Origin of the sequence: Sphingomonas sp. SORGH_AS_0870, assembly GCF_031453175.1 — a bacterium.
Lineage (GTDB): Bacteria > Pseudomonadota > Alphaproteobacteria > Sphingomonadales > Sphingomonadaceae > Sphingomonas.
Genome location: NZ_JAVIYW010000002.1, coordinates 2,445,240 through 2,463,634, shown reverse-complemented (window position 1 = coordinate 2,463,634; position 18,395 = coordinate 2,445,240). Strand labels below are relative to the sequence as shown.

12 protein-coding genes and 1 pseudogene are annotated in these 18,395 nt (G+C 65.5%); 10 read left to right on the top strand and 3 right to left on the bottom strand.

Features of this window, described 5'->3' with window-relative positions; all coding sequences use genetic code 11:
* The first annotated feature begins 5 nt into the window (after positions 1-5).
* The 6 genes and pseudogenes from bioB (at position 6) to QE363_RS11480 (ending at position 7,773) form a co-directional block, all read left to right on the top strand.
* On the top strand, positions 6-1,034 hold the full coding sequence (gene bioB, locus QE363_RS11505; protein WP_261269035.1) for a biotin synthase BioB: 1,029 nt from the start codon (positions 6-8) through the stop codon (positions 1,032-1,034).
* 184 nt (positions 1,035-1,218) lie between these two features.
* Positions 1,219-3,216, top strand: a complete 1,998-nt coding sequence (locus QE363_RS11500) for an acetyl/propionyl/methylcrotonyl-CoA carboxylase subunit alpha (protein WP_309695332.1) — start codon at positions 1,219-1,221, stop codon at positions 3,214-3,216.
* A gap of 180 nt (positions 3,217-3,396) precedes the next feature.
* A pseudogene (locus QE363_RS11495) lies at positions 3,397-4,404 on the top strand (IS630 family transposase).
* A 470-nt stretch (positions 4,405-4,874) separates the two neighbouring features.
* On the top strand, positions 4,875-6,971 hold the full coding sequence (locus QE363_RS11490; protein WP_405053180.1) for a TonB-dependent receptor plug domain-containing protein: 2,097 nt from the start codon (positions 4,875-4,877) through the stop codon (positions 6,969-6,971).
* The gene (locus QE363_RS19730) at positions 6,971-7,246 is read left to right on the top strand and encodes a hypothetical protein (protein ID WP_405053179.1); all 276 of its coding nucleotides are present in this window, start codon (positions 6,971-6,973) and stop codon (positions 7,244-7,246) included. The genes QE363_RS11490 and QE363_RS19730 overlap by 1 nt, the downstream gene beginning before the upstream one ends.
* A complete protein-coding gene (locus tag QE363_RS11480) occupies positions 7,246-7,773 on the top strand; it encodes a hypothetical protein (protein WP_309695330.1) in 528 nt (175 codons plus the stop codon). The genes QE363_RS19730 and QE363_RS11480 overlap by 1 nt, the downstream gene beginning before the upstream one ends.
* Here QE363_RS11480 and QE363_RS11475 read toward each other — a convergent pair.
* Entirely contained in the window at positions 7,673-8,677 is a 1,005-nt protein-coding gene (locus tag QE363_RS11475) for a quinone oxidoreductase (RefSeq protein WP_309695328.1), read from the bottom strand. The two genes, QE363_RS11480 and QE363_RS11475, sit on opposite strands and share 101 nt — an antisense overlap.
* A 93-nt stretch (positions 8,678-8,770) precedes the next feature.
* Between QE363_RS11475 and QE363_RS11470 the strand changes: the two genes are divergently transcribed.
* Positions 8,771-9,664 carry a LysR family transcriptional regulator gene (locus QE363_RS11470; RefSeq protein ID WP_309695326.1) on the top strand — a complete coding sequence of 298 codons (894 nt, stop codon included), beginning with the start codon at positions 8,771-8,773 and terminating at the stop codon, positions 9,662-9,664.
* 69 nt (positions 9,665-9,733) lie between these two features.
* On the opposite strand, the gene QE363_RS11465 is transcribed toward QE363_RS11470, so the two are convergent.
* Positions 9,734-10,813: a histidinol-phosphate transaminase gene (locus QE363_RS11465; RefSeq protein WP_309695325.1), complete on the bottom strand. Its 1,080-nt coding sequence runs from the start codon at positions 10,811-10,813 to the stop codon at positions 9,734-9,736.
* Entirely contained in the window at positions 10,813-13,452 is a 2,640-nt protein-coding gene (locus QE363_RS11460; protein ID WP_309695323.1) for a TonB-dependent receptor domain-containing protein, read from the bottom strand. Before QE363_RS11460 ends, QE363_RS11465 begins: the two co-directional genes overlap by 1 nt.
* A gap of 399 nt (positions 13,453-13,851) precedes the next feature.
* Here QE363_RS11460 and QE363_RS11455 point away from each other — a divergent pair, with 399 nt between their 5' ends.
* Genes QE363_RS11455 through QE363_RS11445 form a run of 3 tightly spaced genes read left to right on the top strand, consistent with a single transcriptional unit; the run spans position 13,852 to position 17,772 of the window.
* Positions 13,852-16,659 (top strand): TonB-dependent receptor, encoded by a 2,808-nt coding sequence (locus tag QE363_RS11455; RefSeq protein WP_309695321.1) that lies wholly within the window; start codon positions 13,852-13,854, stop codon positions 16,657-16,659.
* Positions 16,622-17,038, top strand: coding sequence for a TonB-dependent receptor (locus QE363_RS11450; protein ID WP_309695319.1), 417 nt, complete (start codon positions 16,622-16,624; stop codon positions 17,036-17,038). The genes QE363_RS11455 and QE363_RS11450 overlap by 38 nt, the downstream gene beginning before the upstream one ends.
* A gap of 2 nt (positions 17,039-17,040) precedes the next feature.
* Positions 17,041-17,772: a DUF6250 domain-containing protein gene (locus tag QE363_RS11445; RefSeq protein ID WP_309695318.1), complete on the top strand. Its 732-nt coding sequence runs from the start codon at positions 17,041-17,043 to the stop codon at positions 17,770-17,772.
* Positions 17,773-18,395 lie beyond the last annotated feature (623 nt).

The following is an 18,395-nucleotide window of genomic DNA, read 5'->3' as shown; positions in this document are numbered from 1 at the left end:
ACGTGATGACGACGACCACCGCGCTGAGCGCCGAGACGGCAACCCCGCGCACCGACTGGACCCGCGCCGAGATCGCCGCGCTGTTCGACCTGCCCTTCACCGAGCTGCTGTTCCGCGCCGCCGAGGTGCACCGCGCGCATCATGCCGCCGATCAGGTTCAGTTGTCGACGCTGCTGTCGATCAAGACCGGCGGCTGCCCCGAGGATTGCGGCTATTGCAGCCAGTCGGCGCATGCCGATACCGGGCTGAAGGCGACCAAGCTGATGGACCCGCGCGCCGTGCTGCAGGCAGCGGCGCAGGCCAAGGATCACGGCTCGACGCGCTTCTGCATGGGCGCGGCCTGGCGCAATCCCAAGGACCGCGACATGCCCGCCATCGTCGAGATGGTGAAGGGCGTGCGCGCCATGGGAATGGAAACCTGCATGACGCTGGGCATGCTCACCGATGCGCAGGCGCAGACGCTGGCCGAGGCGGGGCTGGACTATTACAACCACAATATCGACACCTCGCCCGAGCGTTACGGCGACGTCATCACCACGCGCAGCTTCGGCGAGCGGTTGGAGACGCTGGAGCATGTCCGCGATGCCGGCATCAACGTGTGTTGCGGCGGCATCGTCGGCATGGGCGAGACGCGCGGCGACCGGGTCGGCTTCATCCATGCGCTCGCCACCCTGCCGGTGCATCCGGGCAGCGTGCCGGTGAACGCGCTGGTGCCGGTCAAGGGCACGGTGCTGGGCGATATGCTGGCCGACACGCCGCTCGCCAAGATCGACGATATCGAATTCGTCCGCACCGTTGCGGTCGCGCGCATCACCATGCCGCATTCGATGGTCCGCCTGTCGGCGGGGCGCGAAAGCATGTCGGATGCGACCCAGGCCTTGTGCTTCCTGGCGGGGGCCAATTCGATCTTCACCGGCGACAAGCTGCTGACCGCGGGCAATGCGGGCGACGACAAGGACGCCGCACTCTTCGCCCGGCTGGGGCTCACCCCCATGGCGGCGGAGTGCAAGGTGGAATTGGAAGCGGCGGAGTGAGGCTTCCACCGCCCTGTTCCCCGGCGCAGGCCGGGACCCAGTGGCGGTGAACCATCGATGGCGCGTGGCAGAGGCCTCCCCCCGAGGCGGCACGGGCGCGCCATCAGCGTCTTGGAAACTGGACCCCGGCCTTTGCCGGGGAACAGGCGACACGGACCAACGACACAAAAGGAGAGGTAACCCCGTGTTCCAGAAAATCCTGATCGCCAATCGCGGGGAAATCGCGTGCCGGGTGATCCGTACCGCGAGGGCCATGGGCATCGCCACGGTCGCGGTCTATTCGGATGCCGATGCGGGGGCCCCGCATGTCCGGCTGGCCGATGAAGCGGTGCGCCTCGGCCCCGCCCCCGCCGCCGAAAGCTATCTCAAGGCCGAACTGATCTTCGCTGCCGCCAAGGCGACGGGGGCGGATGCGATCCATCCCGGTTACGGCTTCCTGTCCGAGCGCGAGAGCTTCGCGCGCGCCTGTGCCGAGGCGGGCGTCGCCTTCATCGGCCCGCCGCCGAACGCCATTGCCGCGATGGGCGACAAGATCGAGTCGAAGAAGCTGGCCAAGGCGGCAGGCGTCAATGTCGTCCCCGGCTATCTGGGCGAGATCGCCGATACCGAGGAAGCCGTGCGCATCGCAACCGACATCGGCTTCCCCGTCATGATGAAGGCGTCGGCCGGTGGCGGCGGCAAGGGCATGCGGCTCGCCTGGTCCGAGGCGGACGTGCGCGAAGGCTTCGAGGCGACCAAGCGCGAGGGGCTGGCCAGCTTCGGCGACGACCGCGTCTTCATCGAGAAGTTCATCGAGTCCCCCCGCCATATCGAGATTCAGGTGCTGGGCGACCAACATGGCAACATCGTCTATCTCGGCGAGCGCGAATGCTCGGTCCAGCGCCGCCACCAGAAGGTGGTCGAGGAAGCGCCCTCGCCCTTCGTCACCCCCGCAATGCGCCGCGCCATGGGCGAGCAGGCAGTCGCGCTGGCCCGGGCGGTGGGCTATTATTCGGCAGGCACCGTCGAGCTGATCGTCTCGGGCGCCGATCCGACGGGCGAGAGCTTCTACTTCCTCGAGATGAACACCCGGCTCCAGGTCGAGCATCCTGTCACCGAGGAGATCACCGGGTTCGATCTGGTCGAGCAGATGATCCGCGTTGCGGCAGGCGAGCCGCTGGCGTTCGGCCAGGACGATGTGACGCTGACCGGCTGGGCGATCGAGAACCGCGTCTATGCCGAGGACCCGTATCGCGGCTTCCTGCCCTCGACCGGGCGGCTGGTGCGCTACAATCCGCCCGCCGAACATGCCGATGACGACGTCCGGGTGCGCGTCGATGACGGCGTCGCCGAGGGCGGCGAGGTCAGCATGTTCTACGATCCGATGATCGCCAAGCTCGTCACCTGGGCCCCCACCCGCGAGGCCGCGATCGATGCGCAGATCGCCGCGCTCGACGCGTTCGAGATCGTCGGGCCGGGGACGAACATCGACTTCGTCTCCGCGCTGATGCAGCATCCGCGTTTCCGCGCGGGCGCGCTCACGACCGGCTTCATCGCCGAGGAATATCCCGAGGGCTTCCACGGCGCACCCGCAAGTGTGGAGCTGATCCGCACCCTCGCCGCCATCGCCGCCTTCGCCGCCACCGCCGAGGCCGACCGGGCGCGACGGATCGACGGCCAGCTCGGCCACCGGCTGCAACCGCCCGCCGACTGGACGGTGCGGATCGGGGGCAAGGACCATGCGGTCCATGTCGCGACCGATGGGATCAGCGTGGACGGCGCGGAGCTGGACCTCGCCATCGCCTATACGCCGGGCGACCGGATGATCGCGGTCGAGGACGAAGCGGGCGAAACCCTCCACGTCCGCATCGCAAAGACCCGCACCGGCTTTCGCCTGACCACGCGCGGGGCCAGCCACATTATCCGCGTCCTGCCCGCCCGCGCGGCGCCTTACGCCCGGCACCTGATCGAGAAGGTCCCGCCCGACCTGTCGAAGTTCCTGATCGCGCCGATGCCGGGCCTGCTCGTCCGCCTCGACGTGGCCGAGGGCGACAAGGTCGAGGCGGGGCAGCCGCTGGCGGTCGTCGAGGCGATGAAGATGGAAAACATCCTGCGCGCCGCCAAGACCGGCACCGTCAAGACCATCACCGCCAGGACCGGCGACAGCCTCGCCGTGGATGCGGTCATCCTCGAATTACAATAAGTGTTTGGGCAAGTTTCTAAAAAATGAAATCGAAGAAGACGGGATGCATGACAAACTTACATCTGTCCTAAGCCATTGAAAACGCATTAGAGCGGTTTCCGGCCTTTTTGAATCGCTGAGGATTCACACGAGCGCGGTTTTCTGATTCAGGCTCTGAGCCGGGTCAGGAGGCAGGCACAGATGCCGCGAGTGCTGTCCCAGGATCTTCGGGAGCGAGTGGTCGCCGCGATTGGTGGCGGGATGTCATGCCGTGCTGCGGCAGCACGGTTCGGTGTCAGCGCGGCAAGCGCGATCCGCTGGCGGCAACTGGTCATTCAGCACGGCACGCCGGCAGCCAAGCCGCAAGGCGGCGACCGTCGTGCGGCCAGGATCGATGGGCACGCAGCCTTCATCCTCGCCGCGATCGAGGCGAAGGACGACATCACGCTGGTCGAGTTGCAAGCGCTGCTCGCCGAGCGAGGCACGTCGGTCGGGATCGGGACGCTGTGGCGGTTCTTCGACCGGCACCGGATCACGCGCAAAAAAAGACAGCGCACGGCACCGAGCAGGACCGCCCCGACATCCTGAAGCGCCGGGAAGAGTGGTTCGATGGCCAGCTCGATCTCGATCCCGAACGCCTGGTCTTCATCGACGAGAGCCGAGCGTGAAGCCGATCATCCGGGGGATGATCGGTAGCGAGGGGGCGTCTACCAACATGGCGCGTCGCCACGGTCGCTGCCGGCGCGGCGAGCGACTGCGCTCGGGCGTACCCCACGGACACTGGAAGACCACCCTCGTCGCCAGTCTGCGCCGCACCGGCATGGTGGCGCCGATGGTGCTCGACGGCCCGATCAACCGCGACGCGTTCGTTGCCTATATCCACCAAGTGCTGGTGCCCGGCCTCTCGCCCGGCGACATCGTCATCATGGATAACCTATCGAGCCACAAGGCGCCCGCCGCGCGCGATGCCATCGAAGCGGCTGGCGCCAAGCTGCTCTTCCTTCCGCCCCCGGCCTCCGCCGGGGCAGGCTCTACAGCCCCAATTTCAACCCGATCGAGCAGGCATTCTCCAAGCTCAAGGCACACCTGCGAAAGGCCGCCGAGCGCACTACCAACGGCCTGTGGGACGCCATCGGCCGCATCCTCGGCCTGTACTCGCCACAGGAGTGTGCCAACTACTTCGCCAAAGCCGGATACGATGCAGACTGATCGAAAACCGCTCTAGCGCAACCGGCTAGGCTTGGGTCGCTGTACAGACATGGGTATGGCGGTTTCCGCTGTTCGCATGCGCCATGTCGCACAGCGGCTCTCGTCATAAGCTGATGTTCAGCGTTGGCTCGGTCGGCGTACCGGCAGGACAGGATTAGGGCTGGAGGCGACGACAATGGATGCGTTCGCATCCATTGTCGCGTTGTAGTGGCAAATAGGATGCGATCAGCGATCATTCCTCGTCGCTCACGTCAGACGGATAGGGCTTGCGGCCCGTGCGCATCCCATCACGGATCGATCAGTCCCTCTGCAAGTCTATAACAGCCTATAGGCTGCCGGTTGGACGTGACACAAAACCGTCATCGGCCTGACGTGCCCGTGCATTCGAAACTCAACGGCACTGCAACAAAGGTGCTTTAGCGCGCAGCCCATGGGCGCCGAGAGAGCCGCCCTTCAGGGAATGTGTCATCATGAAATTCGCTACCGCCAGTGCCGTTGCGGCACTGCACGTTCTGTTCGCGCCTGCCGTTTCGGCGCAGACCGCTGCATCCCAAGCCGGTTCGGAGATCAGCCAGGCCGCGGCGGATGCTGCTGGTGAAGACGTCGTCGTGACCGGCACGCGGGAGCGTGGCCGCACGCAATTCGATACGCTGGCGCCGATCGACGTGCTGTCGGAAGCACTTGTGCAGTCCAGCGTATCGAGCGATCTCACCAGCGTGCTGGCGCAATTGCTGCCGTCGTTCAACGTGCAGCGTCTGCCCGCGGCCGATGGGCAGGCGTTCGTGCGCCCGGCGACGCTGCGCGGCCTGTCTGCCGATCAGACGCTCGTCCTCGTCAACGGCAAGCGCTATCATCGCTCGGCACTACTGGGAACGCGCGGCGCGCAGGCGCCCGATCTCGCCAGCATCCCCACCCTCGCGATCAAGCGCATCGAAGTGCTTCGCGACGGCGCGTCGGCCCAATATGGCTCCGACGCGATCGCCGGCGTCATCAACATCATTCTCGACGACCAGCCGGGAATGGAGGCATATGGCCAGTTCAGCCAATATTATGCCGGTGACGGCAACAACTACCAGTCCGGCGCTCGCGGTGGCGTCGCGCTCGGAGACAAGGGCGCGATCGTCTTCACCGGTCAGTTCGAGCACGGAGAGGCTACCTCGCGCACCCGTCAGCGTCCCGACGCCGCCGCCTTCCAGGCCGCGAACCTGACGCTCGCGGTCCCGAACCCGGTGCAGCGCTGGGGACAGCCCGACGAGGAGCGCGTCCGCGGCGCAGTCGACATGCATTACGACCTCGCCGACGCCGCGACCGTCTACGCCTTCGGCACGGTGCAGCAGGGCGAAGGGATCACCGATTTCAACTGGCGAACCCCAAGCAATACCGGGAGCGTATACAACGCCAGCAGCGCCTTTCCCGGTTTCAGCTTCCGCAGCATCTATCCGGCCGGCTTCACGCCGCGCTTCGGCACGCAGTTCGCCGACCTGCAACTCGTCAGCGGCCTGCGCGGCAATCTGTCGGACGCGCTGAGCTACGACCTTAGCGCCTCGGCCGGCCGCAGCCGCATCGACTATATGATCGCCGAAACGCTCAACGCATCCCTGGGGCCAGCCAGCCCGACCAGCTTCTACCTCGGTCGCCTGACGCAGCGTGAGACGAACCTCAACGCCGACTTCGTCTATCGTTTGCCCATCGGTGGTATCGAACCGCTCAACATCGCGTTCGGCGGCGAACGGCGGATCGAGCGCTACGCGGTCGGCGTCGGCGATCCGGCTTCCTATGCGATCGGGGCTGGCGCGGCCACCGGCCTTGCCCCGAACGCCAAAGGATTTCCCGGCTTCGGGCCGCAACAGGCGGGCAACTTCAAGCAGACGAGCAACGCGGGCTACGTCGATCTCACATGGCATCCGGTTACGATGCTCGCCCTCGGTGCGGCGGGCCGCTACGAGGGTTTCTCGAGCTTCGGGGACAAGTTCACCTATAAATTCTCCGGCCGGGTCGAGCCGGTCGAATGGCTTGCGCTGCGCGGCACCTATTCCACCGGCTTCCGGGCGCCGACGCCGGCCCAGCTCAACTCGCGGGTGGTGAGCCAAGGCCTGGACACCCGGACGCTGCAGGTCTTCAACCAGGGGCGCCTGGCTCCCACGGACCCGCTCGCGGTCGCGCTGGGTGCCAAGCCGCTGCGGCCCGAAACGTCGCGCAGACGCATATCGGGCTGGGCGCGACGGTCGATCTCTACCAGATCGATGTCGACGACCGCTTTAGCCAATCGGCGACGATTCCCATCCCGGCAGGCTTCGCCAATCCCAACCGCTTTACCTCGATCAGCTATTTCACCAACGACTTCAACACCCGGACCCGGGGTGTCGATGTCGTCGTCAGCTATGCTCGTACTCTGGGCGGCGGTCGGGTCAGCGCGACGCTGGCCTATAACTACAACCGCACCACCGTCCGTAGCGGAACGAGCGCGGCGATCGCCAACGACACGCAACGCCGCATCTTCCAAGAACGGCTGCCCCAGCACAATGCGACCGGCACGCTCGGCTACGATATCGGTCCGGTCGGTGTGATGCTGCGCGGTCGTTATTATGGGCCCTGGACCGACGTGACGGGCAATGCGACCGGCGAGCTGTTCCAGCGCTTCGGCGGCCTCGCGCTATTCGATGCCTCGCTCACCTATCGCATGACGCCGAACATCTCGATCCGTGGCGGCACCGAAAACGTCTTCAATACCTATCCGGCGGAAGCGACCAATCAGGCGAACCGTGGCCTGATCTATTCGCGAAATTCACCCTATGACACCGACGGCGGCCGGTATTATGTCCGGCTCGGGTTGAACTTCTGATGATCGATCGGCGCGCGCTTCTGGCTGGCGGGATGGCCGCTACCCTTCCCCTGCCTGCGCGCGCCGGTGCGCCCGCGCATCCCGCCCCGGACGACGAGGCGTTCTGGGCGACCGTTGCGGCGGAGTATGACGTGCCACGGGACGTCATCCAGCTCGAAAACGGCAATTGGGGTGCGATGCCCCGCCCCGTTCGCAGCGCCTACGAAGAGGCCGTCGCGCGCGTGAACCGCGATACCAGCTATTATGCGCGCCGCGGCATGCTTGCCGATCTCGCTGCGGCCCGTACCTTCGCCAATTGTTCCGGTGACACGCCGCAGACGCTGAACGACAGCGTCTTTTCACTCGTCGAGCGCGAGTTGTCGAGCGTGAAGAACCTCCTCTATTTCGAGAGTTCGGCCGACACTTTGGGCTTGGCGACGATCACCGTTACCGTGGACCGTCGGGGATCAGGACGATCTTGCCCGCGAAGCTGCGATCCTCCAGCAGTCGATGGGCAGCGGCCCCCTCGCTCAACGGGAAGGTGGTGATGACGGGCGCAATAATCGTGCTGGCCCGCAAGGCCGCGAACAGCCTGTCGGCGCGGCTCTGTCGGCTTTCCGCGCGGTTCAGATAGGTCCAGAGATCGCCGCCGACGACTCCCTTGGAATGCTCCATCAGCGACAGCGGATCGATCGCGGGCGGCGTACCACCCGCCTTGCCGAAGATCACCACGCGGCCACCGGGACGCAAGGCGGCGAGGCTGTCGTGGAGTGTCGTGCCGATCGAATCATAGACCACATCGACGCCGTCCCCGGTCGCCCGCCGCACCTGCGCCACCCAATCGTCATAGCCATAGACCGCATTCGCGCCGTTCGACCGCGCCTGTTCGCGCTTGGACGGGGTCGAGGCCAGCGCATGGACCTCCGCGCCCAGCGCCACCGCCATCTGGGTCAGCAGCCGCCCGACGCCGCCCGACGCGGCCTGGACCAGCACGCGGTTGCCTGCCGCCAGCCTGCCGCTATCCTCGACCAGATATTGCGCCGTCACGCCTTGCAGCAACAGCGCGGCGGCCGTGCGGTCGTCAACATCGTCCGGCAGCGCGACCAGACGATCGGCAGGCGCGCAGACCCGCTCGGCATGAGCGCGCGGCACGTCGAGAAACCCGACCCGCTGCCCGATCCGCCAGCGGTCGACGCCGGTCCCGACCGCAACGATGCGCCCGGCACCCTCATAGCCGCCGATCCATGGCGCCTTGCCGTCGAGCACATAGACGCCCTGGCGGCGGTAGATGTCGGCGAAGTTCAGACCGACCGCGCTGGTCTCCACCACCACCGAACCGGCGTCCAGTGCCTGGTCCGGAAGATCGCCATAGCGCAGGACCTCGGGGCCCCCGAACCGATCGAAAAACAACGCCTTCACCGCACTATCCTCGACACACCCATCGCCGATCATCCTTCTTCTGGTTGCTAATGACCGGAGGATGCCTGCTGGACAGTGATGGAAACAGACGCATAGGATGCGACGTCTTCGAACCAGGGGTTTGCAATGGACCGATTGACCAGCATGGCGATCTTCGTATCGGTGGTCGACCTCGGCAGCTTCACCGCCGCGGCCAAGGCGCACGACATCTCGGCAACGATGGTGGCCAAGCACGTCAATGCACTGGAAGCGCGGCTCGACACCCGCCTGCTGCACCGGACGACCCGGCGGTTGTCGCCGACCGAGGCCGGTCGACGATTCACCGAATCCTGCCGTCGCGTGCTGGCGGATGTCACGATCGCCGAGGCGGTGGGTGCCGAGGTAGCGCAGACGCCGATCGGTCGGCTTCGCATCGCCGCACCGGTCGCCTTCGGCACCGAACGGGTCGCGCCCCTGTTGGCCGCCTATCTCGACCGCTTCCCGGACATGCAGGCGGACCTGGTGCTGGGTGACCGCAAGGTCGATCTGATCGAGGAAGGCTTCGACCTGGCCTTTCGGATCGGCGCGCTGGAGGACGACTGGCTGGTCGCCCATCCGCTTGCCCCTTATCGCCTGATGCTCGCCGCCGCGCCGGGCTATCTCGAACGCCACGGTCATCCGGGGACGCCCGACGACTTGCGCGAACATCGGCTGATCGGCTTCGCGCAATTCGGTGCGGACGACCGCTGGACGCTGGTCGGGCCCGATGGCGAGCATGTCGTACCGCTGCCCCCGCCCCGCCTGCGCATCAATCACGCAGCCGCCCTGCGGCAAGCGGCGGTCGCGGGCTATGGCATCATCCTGCAATCCCGCGTCACGCTGGACGGTGATCTGACTTCGGGGCGCCTGATCCACGTCCTGGCGGATTACGCGCCCGAACCTCGTCCGCTGACGCTCGTCCGCCTGCCCGATCGTCGCATGACTGCAGGCCTGCGCGCCTTTGTCGACATGGCGGTCTCGGCGTTCAGCGACGATGCATAGGGTTATGCTGCGAGGTTCCCAGCCGCGACGGGAAGCCATCGGCGATCGCCGCCAAAGCCGGTGCACCGGTCATCCGGCCACCGGCCGCAGCACGGCAAGAAAGCGGTCGTTCTCCACCGGTCGTCCGACCGTCACGCGTACCCAGTCATCAAGCGGGGGGAACGGCTTGGCAATCTCGATGCCTGCGGTGGCGGCCGCAGCGCGAAGGCGGCCTGCAGCCGGCGTGCGGAAGAAGACGAAGTTTCCGCGCGCATCGGTGTGGCGGAGCGACAGCGCGTCGAGCGCCGTGTGAAGCCGCCGCCGCTCCCCCGCCGTCCGGTCGCGCACCATGGCGACATGGCCTTGGTCCGCCAGCGCCGCGCCGGCCGCCACAAGCGCAGGTCGAGACAAGGAATGCGGTGCGCCGATCCCCTCCTGACGCAAGGCGGTCGCCAGTGGTGCCTGCGAAACGGCATAACCGATCGACAGCCCCGCCAGCCCATAGATCTTGGCGAGGGTACGGAAGACGAGCACGTTGCGCCCCGCCCGCACATGCCGGATTGCCGACAGCCCGGCGAGGTCATCATATTCGAGATACGCCTCATCCACCACAGCCAGCGTCCGGCGGGACACATCAGCAAGAAAGCTGTGCCACGCCCCCGCCTCGCTCACCGTGCCGGAAGGATTGTGAGGGTTCACCAGCGACACGGCCAGCGTGTTCTCGCCGACCGCGCGAGACAGTGCCGGCAGGTCGTTCTCCAAACGCACATTGAGCGGCACCGGCCTGCCCCGACCACCAAGCGGGGCCGCCGCATCGACCAGCGCCGTATAGCCGGGCGCCGAGAAGACGATCTCGCCGCCCCCTGCCCGCCTGCGCGCCAGGAACAGCCCGAGTGCTTCGAGCACTTCGCCGATCACGACCTGCTCGGGCGCGACGCCTTCGAGGCGGGCGATCTGCCGGGCGAGCGCGTCCACCTCGTCCTGCTCGACATAGCGCTCCACGCCGACCGCTGCCGCACGGATGGCGGGCGCGACGTTTGGCGACGGCCCCCAAGCATTCTCGTTGAGTGACAGCCGGGTCCGTGCGGCATGACCAGTACCGATCGCCGGTGTCGCGGCCACCGCCGCTCCCATCGCGATCCACTCGCGCCGGTTGAGCAGCGCCGCCATCAGAAGCTCACTCCGGCGCGAACATAATAGAAGGCACCGCTGAACCCGAAGGGTGAGAATTCGCTGTACGGAAAGACGCCGAACGTATCGGCGCCGGTCAGCGCTGCGGTCGACCGGATGTTCTCGGTCGGATAGACGTTGAACAGATTGTTGGCGCCCACCGTCACCGCCAGGTTGCGGTTGACCTGCCCGGTGAAGCTGAAATCGGTCACCCATTTGGGCTCCAGCTGCTGGATCACATCGACATTGCCCCGCGTCCCGGATTCGGTCGGCAATGTGCGATAAGGCGTCGATCCTTGCGCGATCAGGGCGACGGCGGCAGGCGTCTGGTTGGTCAGCGCCACTTGCTCGACCCGGCCATAGCGGGTGGTGCGCACATCGAAGGTGATCGGACCGGTCCGGAGGGTCGTTCCCAGCGCCACCTTGTCGCGCGGCTGGCCACGCTCGACGCGCGTCCGTTCGACGACGTCGAACAGCGGCGTGGTGATACCCAGCGCCGTGATTTGCGGGGGTGTTGCCGCGATACGGCGTAGCCGTGTCCGGTTATGATTATACGCTGCCGTCAGCTTCAGGTCGCCCCATCCGCCCAGCGGGGTCGCATAGGCTGCGGTCACGTCGACACCTTGCGTCCGGGTGTCGACCGCGTTGGTGAAGTAGCGGACGCTGGTCACGCCCGGAATGCCGATACCGGCGAGATAGTCGCGCAGACGGCGGCTGCCCGACGCATCGACATAGTTGGACGACAGCATGATCCGGTCGTCGATGTCGATATGATAATAGTCGACCGACGCCGTCAGACGGCCAGCCGCGTACGTCAGGCCACCGCCGAAGTTGGTCGACGTCTCGGGTTTCAAGGCCTGGGCGCCGAGGGCCTTGGCGAGGGCCGAGCCGACCGGCGCGGTGCGGACGAGGACGAATTCGGGGAAACCGGTCGTGTTGTTGACGATCGTCCGGCTGCTGGTCGAACTGAAATATTGCTGGGCGAGGCTGGGCGCGTGGAAGCCGGTGCCGATCGACCCGCGCAGGGCGAACCCCGCCGGCAGCGCGAGGCGCGTCGACGCCTGCCCGTTCCAGGTGTCGCCGAAGTCGGAATAATGCTCATAGCGTCCGGCGAGATCGACCGTCCAGCCGCGCAGCGGTTCCAGTCCGGCTTCCGCAAAGGCGCTGATCGCGTCGCGGTGGACATCGACCGTGTCGCTCGGCTGGATCCCTGCGAAACCCTGCGACCCGATCGTCGGGATCGCGCCGGCATTGGGGCCGTCGAGTACGCGTGCGGGCCCATATTGATAGCTGGCCAGTTCACCGGCGCCGATCTTGTACCCGTCACGGCGATATTCGGCCCCGATCGCGACGTCGATCGGCGCGGCCAGCCCCGCCTCGACACTGTTCGACAGGGTCAGGTCGGTCGTCCACTGCGAATTCCCGTAGCGGCCGTTGTAGAAGCGCGTCGGACTGGCGGTCCCCAGCGTGGCGTTGAGCGTATTGCGGGTCCGATATGCGATGCGGTTGCCGCCATAGACGCTGGACAGGTCCCACTTCCAACCGGCCAGATCGCCGCGCAGGCCGAGCGCGCCGGTATAGTCTGTACTTTCGGTATCGACGAAAGGCAGGAAGCCGTTCGGGTAGATCGCACGGACATTCTCGTCCTGTCCCGGGCGGCGGAAGGAGGCGTTGCTCTTCGCCTTGCTCAAGCGATAGCCGCCAAAGCCATAGAGCTCTACCGCGCCGAGCGGCTTGCTGAGATTGACCAGGACGGAGCCGTCCTTGATGTCGCCCTGATCGGCGAAGCGCCAGACGTTGCGGTCGACGCTGGCCTCGCGCGGGTCGAGCCGTGTTCCCGTCACACCACCCGGCGGATTGAGCCCGATCCCCGCCCCATAGCGCGACGACAATGGCTGAGGCGCGCCTGTGGGTGAAAGGCCGAAATAGAATTGCCGCGTGTCCGGCTGCGCACGGTTCGCCGCCTGATGATCGCGATAATAGCCGGTGACGTTGACGAAGCCGTCCTCCCCCAGCTTCAGCGCGCCGCCCAGCGAGACCTCATAGGTGTCACCACCGCCGTCATAGGTCGTGCCCGCGCTGGCCGTGGCGTGCAGCGCGGTATCGGTCCGAAGCAGGATGTTGATGACGCCTGCGATCGCGTCGGAGCCATATTGCGCCGAGGCACCGTCGCGCAGGATTTCGATGCGGCCGATCCCTGCCGCCGGAATCTGGTTGAGGTCGGTCGGCGTCGCGCCCTTCCCGATCGTGCCACCGGTGTTCACCCAGGCCGCGCCATGGAGGCGCTTGCCGTTGACCAGCACCAGCGTCTCATCCGGCGACAGCCCGCGTAGCGAAGCGGAGTGGATGTGGGTGTTGCCGTCCGGCGTCGTCGGATTGGCGAAGGCGAAGGACGGCGCAAGCTGGCGGAGCAGCTCGCTCGTCTCCTGATAACCCGAAGCGCGCAATTCGTCGCCGCGCAGTACGTCGATCGGCACCGGTGAAGTCGTGACGGTACGTTCGCCAGTGCGCGTCCCGGTGACCACGATCTCGTCGCCCGTCTTCGACTCTTCTATACTCGCTCGAGGGGCCGCGTCTTGTGCCGCTGCGGTCGCCATGGGCGATGCGCCGACCAACAGACTCATCACGACGATCTTCATCCATCAACCCCCTTGCCGACCCTGCGACGCCTTTTGGCATTTGCATCGACATAATATCCTATCGGTTCGATAGGTTTTTGATAGAAATGATTGTGTACAGGCAAGCTCAGGCCCACCTTTCGCTCCTGCCGCGCCGCCGCCTTGGAATGTCCATTCCGCCAGGCGCTCAGGCTGCTTCCAGCCCATGCGAGCATCCGCGCCCAAACGGGACTTGGCTGGCATGCACGAGGATGGAAGCCGATCTTCAGCGGAGGCTTGCACGCATTCGGCTGAGTGCCGTGTCAGACCATGCCCCCTCCCCCGTCCCAACTATTAGCTGCTCGGACGCAGGAAAAACTTTGTCGCGGGACCGCTGACTGCTTTTCTACCTAACTCCCATCTGAATAAGGGGGTATCATAATGTCGTTGGTCATCGGCCGCCGTCGAGCGGTGCAATTCGCCATGTCCGGTGCGGCGCTGATCGCGATGGCGCAACCGGGGCTCGCACAGCAAAAAGGGCGTTTGGCGGCCCCCGCCGATGATCAGATTTCTCCGACCGATCCCCTGGCCACCGCAGCCGACATCACGGTCGTCGGGACGCGGGCCTCGCTACGTTCGGCGATTGCGCGCAAGAAGCAGGCGGATACGGTGGTCGATTCGATCGTCGCCGACGACATAGCCAGCTTTCCCGACAAGAATGTCGGCGAGGCGCTGGCCCGGATCACCGGCGTGCAGTTGCAGCGCGACTTCGGCGAGGGCAGCAAAGTGTCGATCCGCGGCGTCGAGCCCGATCTGAACCGCATCGAGATCAACGGCGTCAGCCAGCAGAGCGCCGGCGGCGAGCGGAGCGGCGACTTTCGCGAACTGGCGGTCGAACTGGTCAAGTCGATCGATGTCTATAAGGGCTATACGGTCGATCTGACCGAGGGGGGTATCGGCGGGACGGTGCGCGTCGAGACCCGTCGTCCGCTCGAACTGCTCAAGCCCATCTTCAGCATCAAGGGCGAAGCGCAGCGGCTGAACCTGGCGCAGAAATGGCGCCCGCGCGTCAATCTTACCGCGGGCCGCGCCGACCTGCTGGATGGTCGACTGGGCGTGTTGCTCAACGTGACGCACAGTCAGGTCGATACGCGCGGCGACTCCATCGCGAATACCGACTGGCGGCGGTATTTCGATCTCGATCGGTCGAGTGAAAAGACCGTCGCCGACCCGGACTATGCAGCCTATTCGACCTATGAAAGCTGCGCGGGCACGACGGGCGGATCCGCCGCCAAGGCCACCGCCGCACGGCTGGCGTGCGAGACCCAGTTCTTCGACTGGGCTCCCAACTCCGCACGATACCGGGTGCTGGACCGATTCGACGCCCGGACCTCGTTCGACGGGCAGTTGCAATATCGCGTCGCCGATAACTTCACGATCTGGACCCAGGCGCAGCTCAACTGGCGCAACCAACGGATGCGCGACACCAACTACACCGTCAATCTGAGCAGCGGGACCGGCAGGACCCTGGACCTGACGCGCTATAACCTGGACGCGCCGCTGGCGACCAACGCCGCTGGCGGCGCTTCCCGTCCGCGTCCGACGGTGGGAACGGTCACGACCGAGAACCACGTATTGACCAGCGTGCTGACCGCGCTGAACGGCGTAAATGCCGCCACCGACGGCGCGACCGCCAATTATCGTGGCGCGAACGGCATCGTCGGGGTGCAGCGCCGCGACTTTCGCTACGACGAGGAAAGCCGCTATCTCCAGACCGGGTTCGAATGGGATCTGGACCGGCTTCACCTGATCGGCCTGGCCTCGACCTCCAGGGCGTCGCGGATCGATGAGACGAACCTGGTGGGGATCACCACGGGCGTACCGGGTATCACGATCGACCGGCGCAACCCCGACGGCCTGCCCATCCTTCAGTTTCCGGCGGCGTTCGATCCCGCCGACATATCCAGCTATGCCGACGCCACACGGCGCGGCGCGAATGGGCAGTTGCTCAACCAGACGGGCCCCGTGCTGCAATATCGCCCCGGCCAGAACGATGCCTCGGAAGACCAGTTGAAGCTGGATGCGACCTATGCCGTCAACTGGGGGCCGCTCAAGGCCATCGCCTTTGGTGGTCAGTTTCGGAACCAGGATCTGGTATCCTACGGGGCGGGCGGCGCCCGCCTGCTGAGGGCCGCCGTGACCGCGGTTCCGTCTGCCGGGATCGCCGCATCGCCCGCCATCTACCAGTATAACAACAACATATCCTATACGACCGTGATCGGCCCGGTTCCTGCGGGCGGAGCGGCGGCCAACACCTATTACCTGACCGCGGCGCAGTATCAGCAGTTCCTCGCGGCCAATAGCGGGGTGACCGGCGGAGCGCCGCTGTTCACCGGGATTTCAGGAGCGGAGGGGGCGCCGCAGAGACTGGCCATTCCATTGTTCGACTATGCCAATCTGTCGCGTTACTATGACCTGTCGGGCTTCAACCAGGATCGCGTGCGCTTTGCGGACGGCCTTCCCCAAATTCCCGATTACGTCATCAACGAGCGTATCGTCGCGGGCTATCTGAAGGCCGATATCGATACACGCCTGTTCGGCATGCCGCTGACGGGCAATGTCGGGGTGCGCTATACGGCGACACGCGACCGTTCGGTCAGCAGCAACACGCGCCGCGAGAATCGCGTACGCCCGGGAACCGGGGTCGGCACCATCCCGGCGGTGATCGAAACCGCGACGGTCGCGGTTCAGCAGATCACGCTGCAAAATCGCTATCATGACTGGTTGCCCGCCGCGAATGCCGCGCTGGAAGTACGGCCCGACCTTTTCATCCGACTGGGCTATGCCAAGAACCTGGCACGGCCCAAGCCCAGCGATCTTTCCCCCGCGATCAACTGCGTGATCGACACGGCGGATACGATCGCGGGTGAGGACACCTGCTCGGCAGGCAATCCCTATCTGAAACCTTATCGTGCCGACCAGTATGAGTTGAACGCCGCCTGGTATCCCAACCGCGATACCGCGATCAGTATCGGCTATTACTACAAGGACATCCAGAGCTTCGTGCTGCCCGCCGCGACGGTGTCGGGCGTGGACCTTTTTCGCGACGGCACGCTGTACACGGTCCGCCAGCCGCTCAACGGCTTCGGCGCGAAGCTCGACGGGATCGAGGCGAGCGCCCAGACCGTGCTCGGCTTCCTGCCCGCGCCATTTGACGGGGTTCGGGCTCAGCGGCAACATCACCTATAGCCGCTCGATCAACAGCGGCCTCACCAATCAGGCGACGGGCGAGCCGCTGGCCGAGTTCCCCGGACTGTCCAAATTCACCTACAATGCCAGCATCTTCTTCGACCGCGACTGGCTCAACGCCCGGATCAATTACAACCGGCGGAGCAGTTGGCTTTATCAGGCAGCCAGCGCGAACAACGGCAACAGCCCCGTGTACCGACGCGGCGAAACCTATGTCGATGCCAAGGTACAGCTTCGCCTGGGCGCCCATTATTCGGTCTTTGTCGAGGCGCTGAACCTGACCAATCAGTTGACGCGATCCTATATCGACGATGCGCGGCCGATCGAATTCACCGATGTCGGACGGCGCGTGTTCCTTGGCGCGCAGCTGAAACTGTAAATATGCGGGTGGTTCTGATCGCAGCCGGGCTGGTCGGTCTTGCGCTGCTCGCGAAGAGCGCGTCTGCCGCCTGTGTTCGGGCCCGAACGCCGCCGCCGTCCGCATGGCGGATCGAGGCGGAGGACCCGGCGGCGCGTGTCACCTTCCTCGGTGGAGACGGAATCGAGATCGACACGGCGCGCGGTTTGACCCTGTGGTACGCCCGCCGTCTGGCGATGCCGGTTCGCATCGCGTTCGAGGCAAAGGCCGTCGCGGCGGGCGGGCCCAACGATCAGGTGAGCGACCTCAACGCCTTCTGGATGGCAACCGACCCCGCCGTCGCGGACGGTTCGGTATTGGCCGCCGGTCGCCATGGCAGGTTCGAGGATTATGATGCCCTGGCTACCTATTATGTCGGCATCGGTGGCAATCGGAATACGACCGTTCGGATGCGGCGTTATGTGGGTCAGCCCGGCAACCGTCCGCTGATCGGGGAGCGTGCGCCCACCCGCTCGCGCGACCTGCTATACCCCAATCGCTGGACCCAGATCGTGCTCACCGCCGATCACGGAGGGATTTCCGTGACGCGCGATGGCCGCCTGCTCTTCACCTATCGCGACGCGGCGCCCTATCGGCAAGGCTGGTTCGCCTTTCGCACGACGCAGAGCCATTGGCGCCTGCGCCATATCTCCATCACTTCTGCTTGTAATCTGGAGCAGACCACCAACGCGAGCGGCCCTGACGACGCGCTCTAAGCAACCAGCCGCAGTCAGCGCGCATTGGGTCGACAAGAAAGCCCCCCTACACGCCGGGCAATGTTTCGGTGTGACCTAGCCGCGCGGACAACTGTCGTCGCGGCAGACGCTGAGGGTTAGGCCCCATCGATGTGAGCGTCGCGATCTGATTCAGGATTCGCGAGGAGACCGGGATGAGCGACTTTTGGGACTGCTACGTAAATGTGCTACGTAGAGCGTCGACCCGGCCATCAGGTAAGGACTGAAAACTGAGATTTTTGAAAATGGTCGGGGAGACAGGATTCCTGACCTAATTTTACCGCGCGCTAAGCTATTGATTTTGCGTCGACGCTCAACCCGTCTGTCGGCGGGTTGCACAGCGAGGGGTACAACAGGGGGTACAGCGTGGCAAGGCCATCAAACGGGCTTGTCGACTTGGCGATACCTCAAGCCATAGTCGTGCTTGACGACCTTCGCGGATCGCGGATCGCGGGTCAGCTATAGCTTTGCGACATGCCCCGAGGCGTTGTTCGAGGTGTGATGCCCGAGCAGGCCAGCGGTAGATCCCGATCATCGTATTCCCCTCGACGTGGCCGATTTTGGGACAAAATCGTCGTTCCAATGCTGCAACTTGCGCGTCAGCT

Coding starts and splice junctions, on each gene's coding strand:
- QE363_RS19730 (WP_405053179.1), top strand. CDS start 6,971: ATGCTGCGCGGTCGTTATTATGGGCCCTGGACCGACGTGACGGGCAAT.
- QE363_RS11465 (WP_309695325.1), bottom strand. CDS start 10,813: ATGGCGGCGCTGCTCAACCGGCGCGAGTGGATCGCGATGGGAGCGGCG.
- QE363_RS11460 (WP_309695323.1), bottom strand. CDS start 13,452: ATGAAGATCGTCGTGATGAGTCTGTTGGTCGGCGCATCGCCCATGGCG.
- QE363_RS11475 (WP_309695328.1), bottom strand. CDS start 8,677: ATGATCGGCGATGGGTGTGTCGAGGATAGTGCGGTGAAGGCGTTGTTT.
- QE363_RS11480 (WP_309695330.1), top strand. CDS start 7,246: ATGATCGATCGGCGCGCGCTTCTGGCTGGCGGGATGGCCGCTACCCTT.
- QE363_RS11445 (WP_309695318.1), top strand. CDS start 17,041: ATGCGGGTGGTTCTGATCGCAGCCGGGCTGGTCGGTCTTGCGCTGCTC.
- bioB (WP_261269035.1), top strand. CDS start 6: ATGACGACGACCACCGCGCTGAGCGCCGAGACGGCAACCCCGCGCACC.
- QE363_RS11455 (WP_309695321.1), top strand. CDS start 13,852: ATGTCGTTGGTCATCGGCCGCCGTCGAGCGGTGCAATTCGCCATGTCC.
- QE363_RS11470 (WP_309695326.1), top strand. CDS start 8,771: ATGGACCGATTGACCAGCATGGCGATCTTCGTATCGGTGGTCGACCTC.
- QE363_RS11490 (WP_405053180.1), top strand. CDS start 4,875: ATGAAATTCGCTACCGCCAGTGCCGTTGCGGCACTGCACGTTCTGTTC.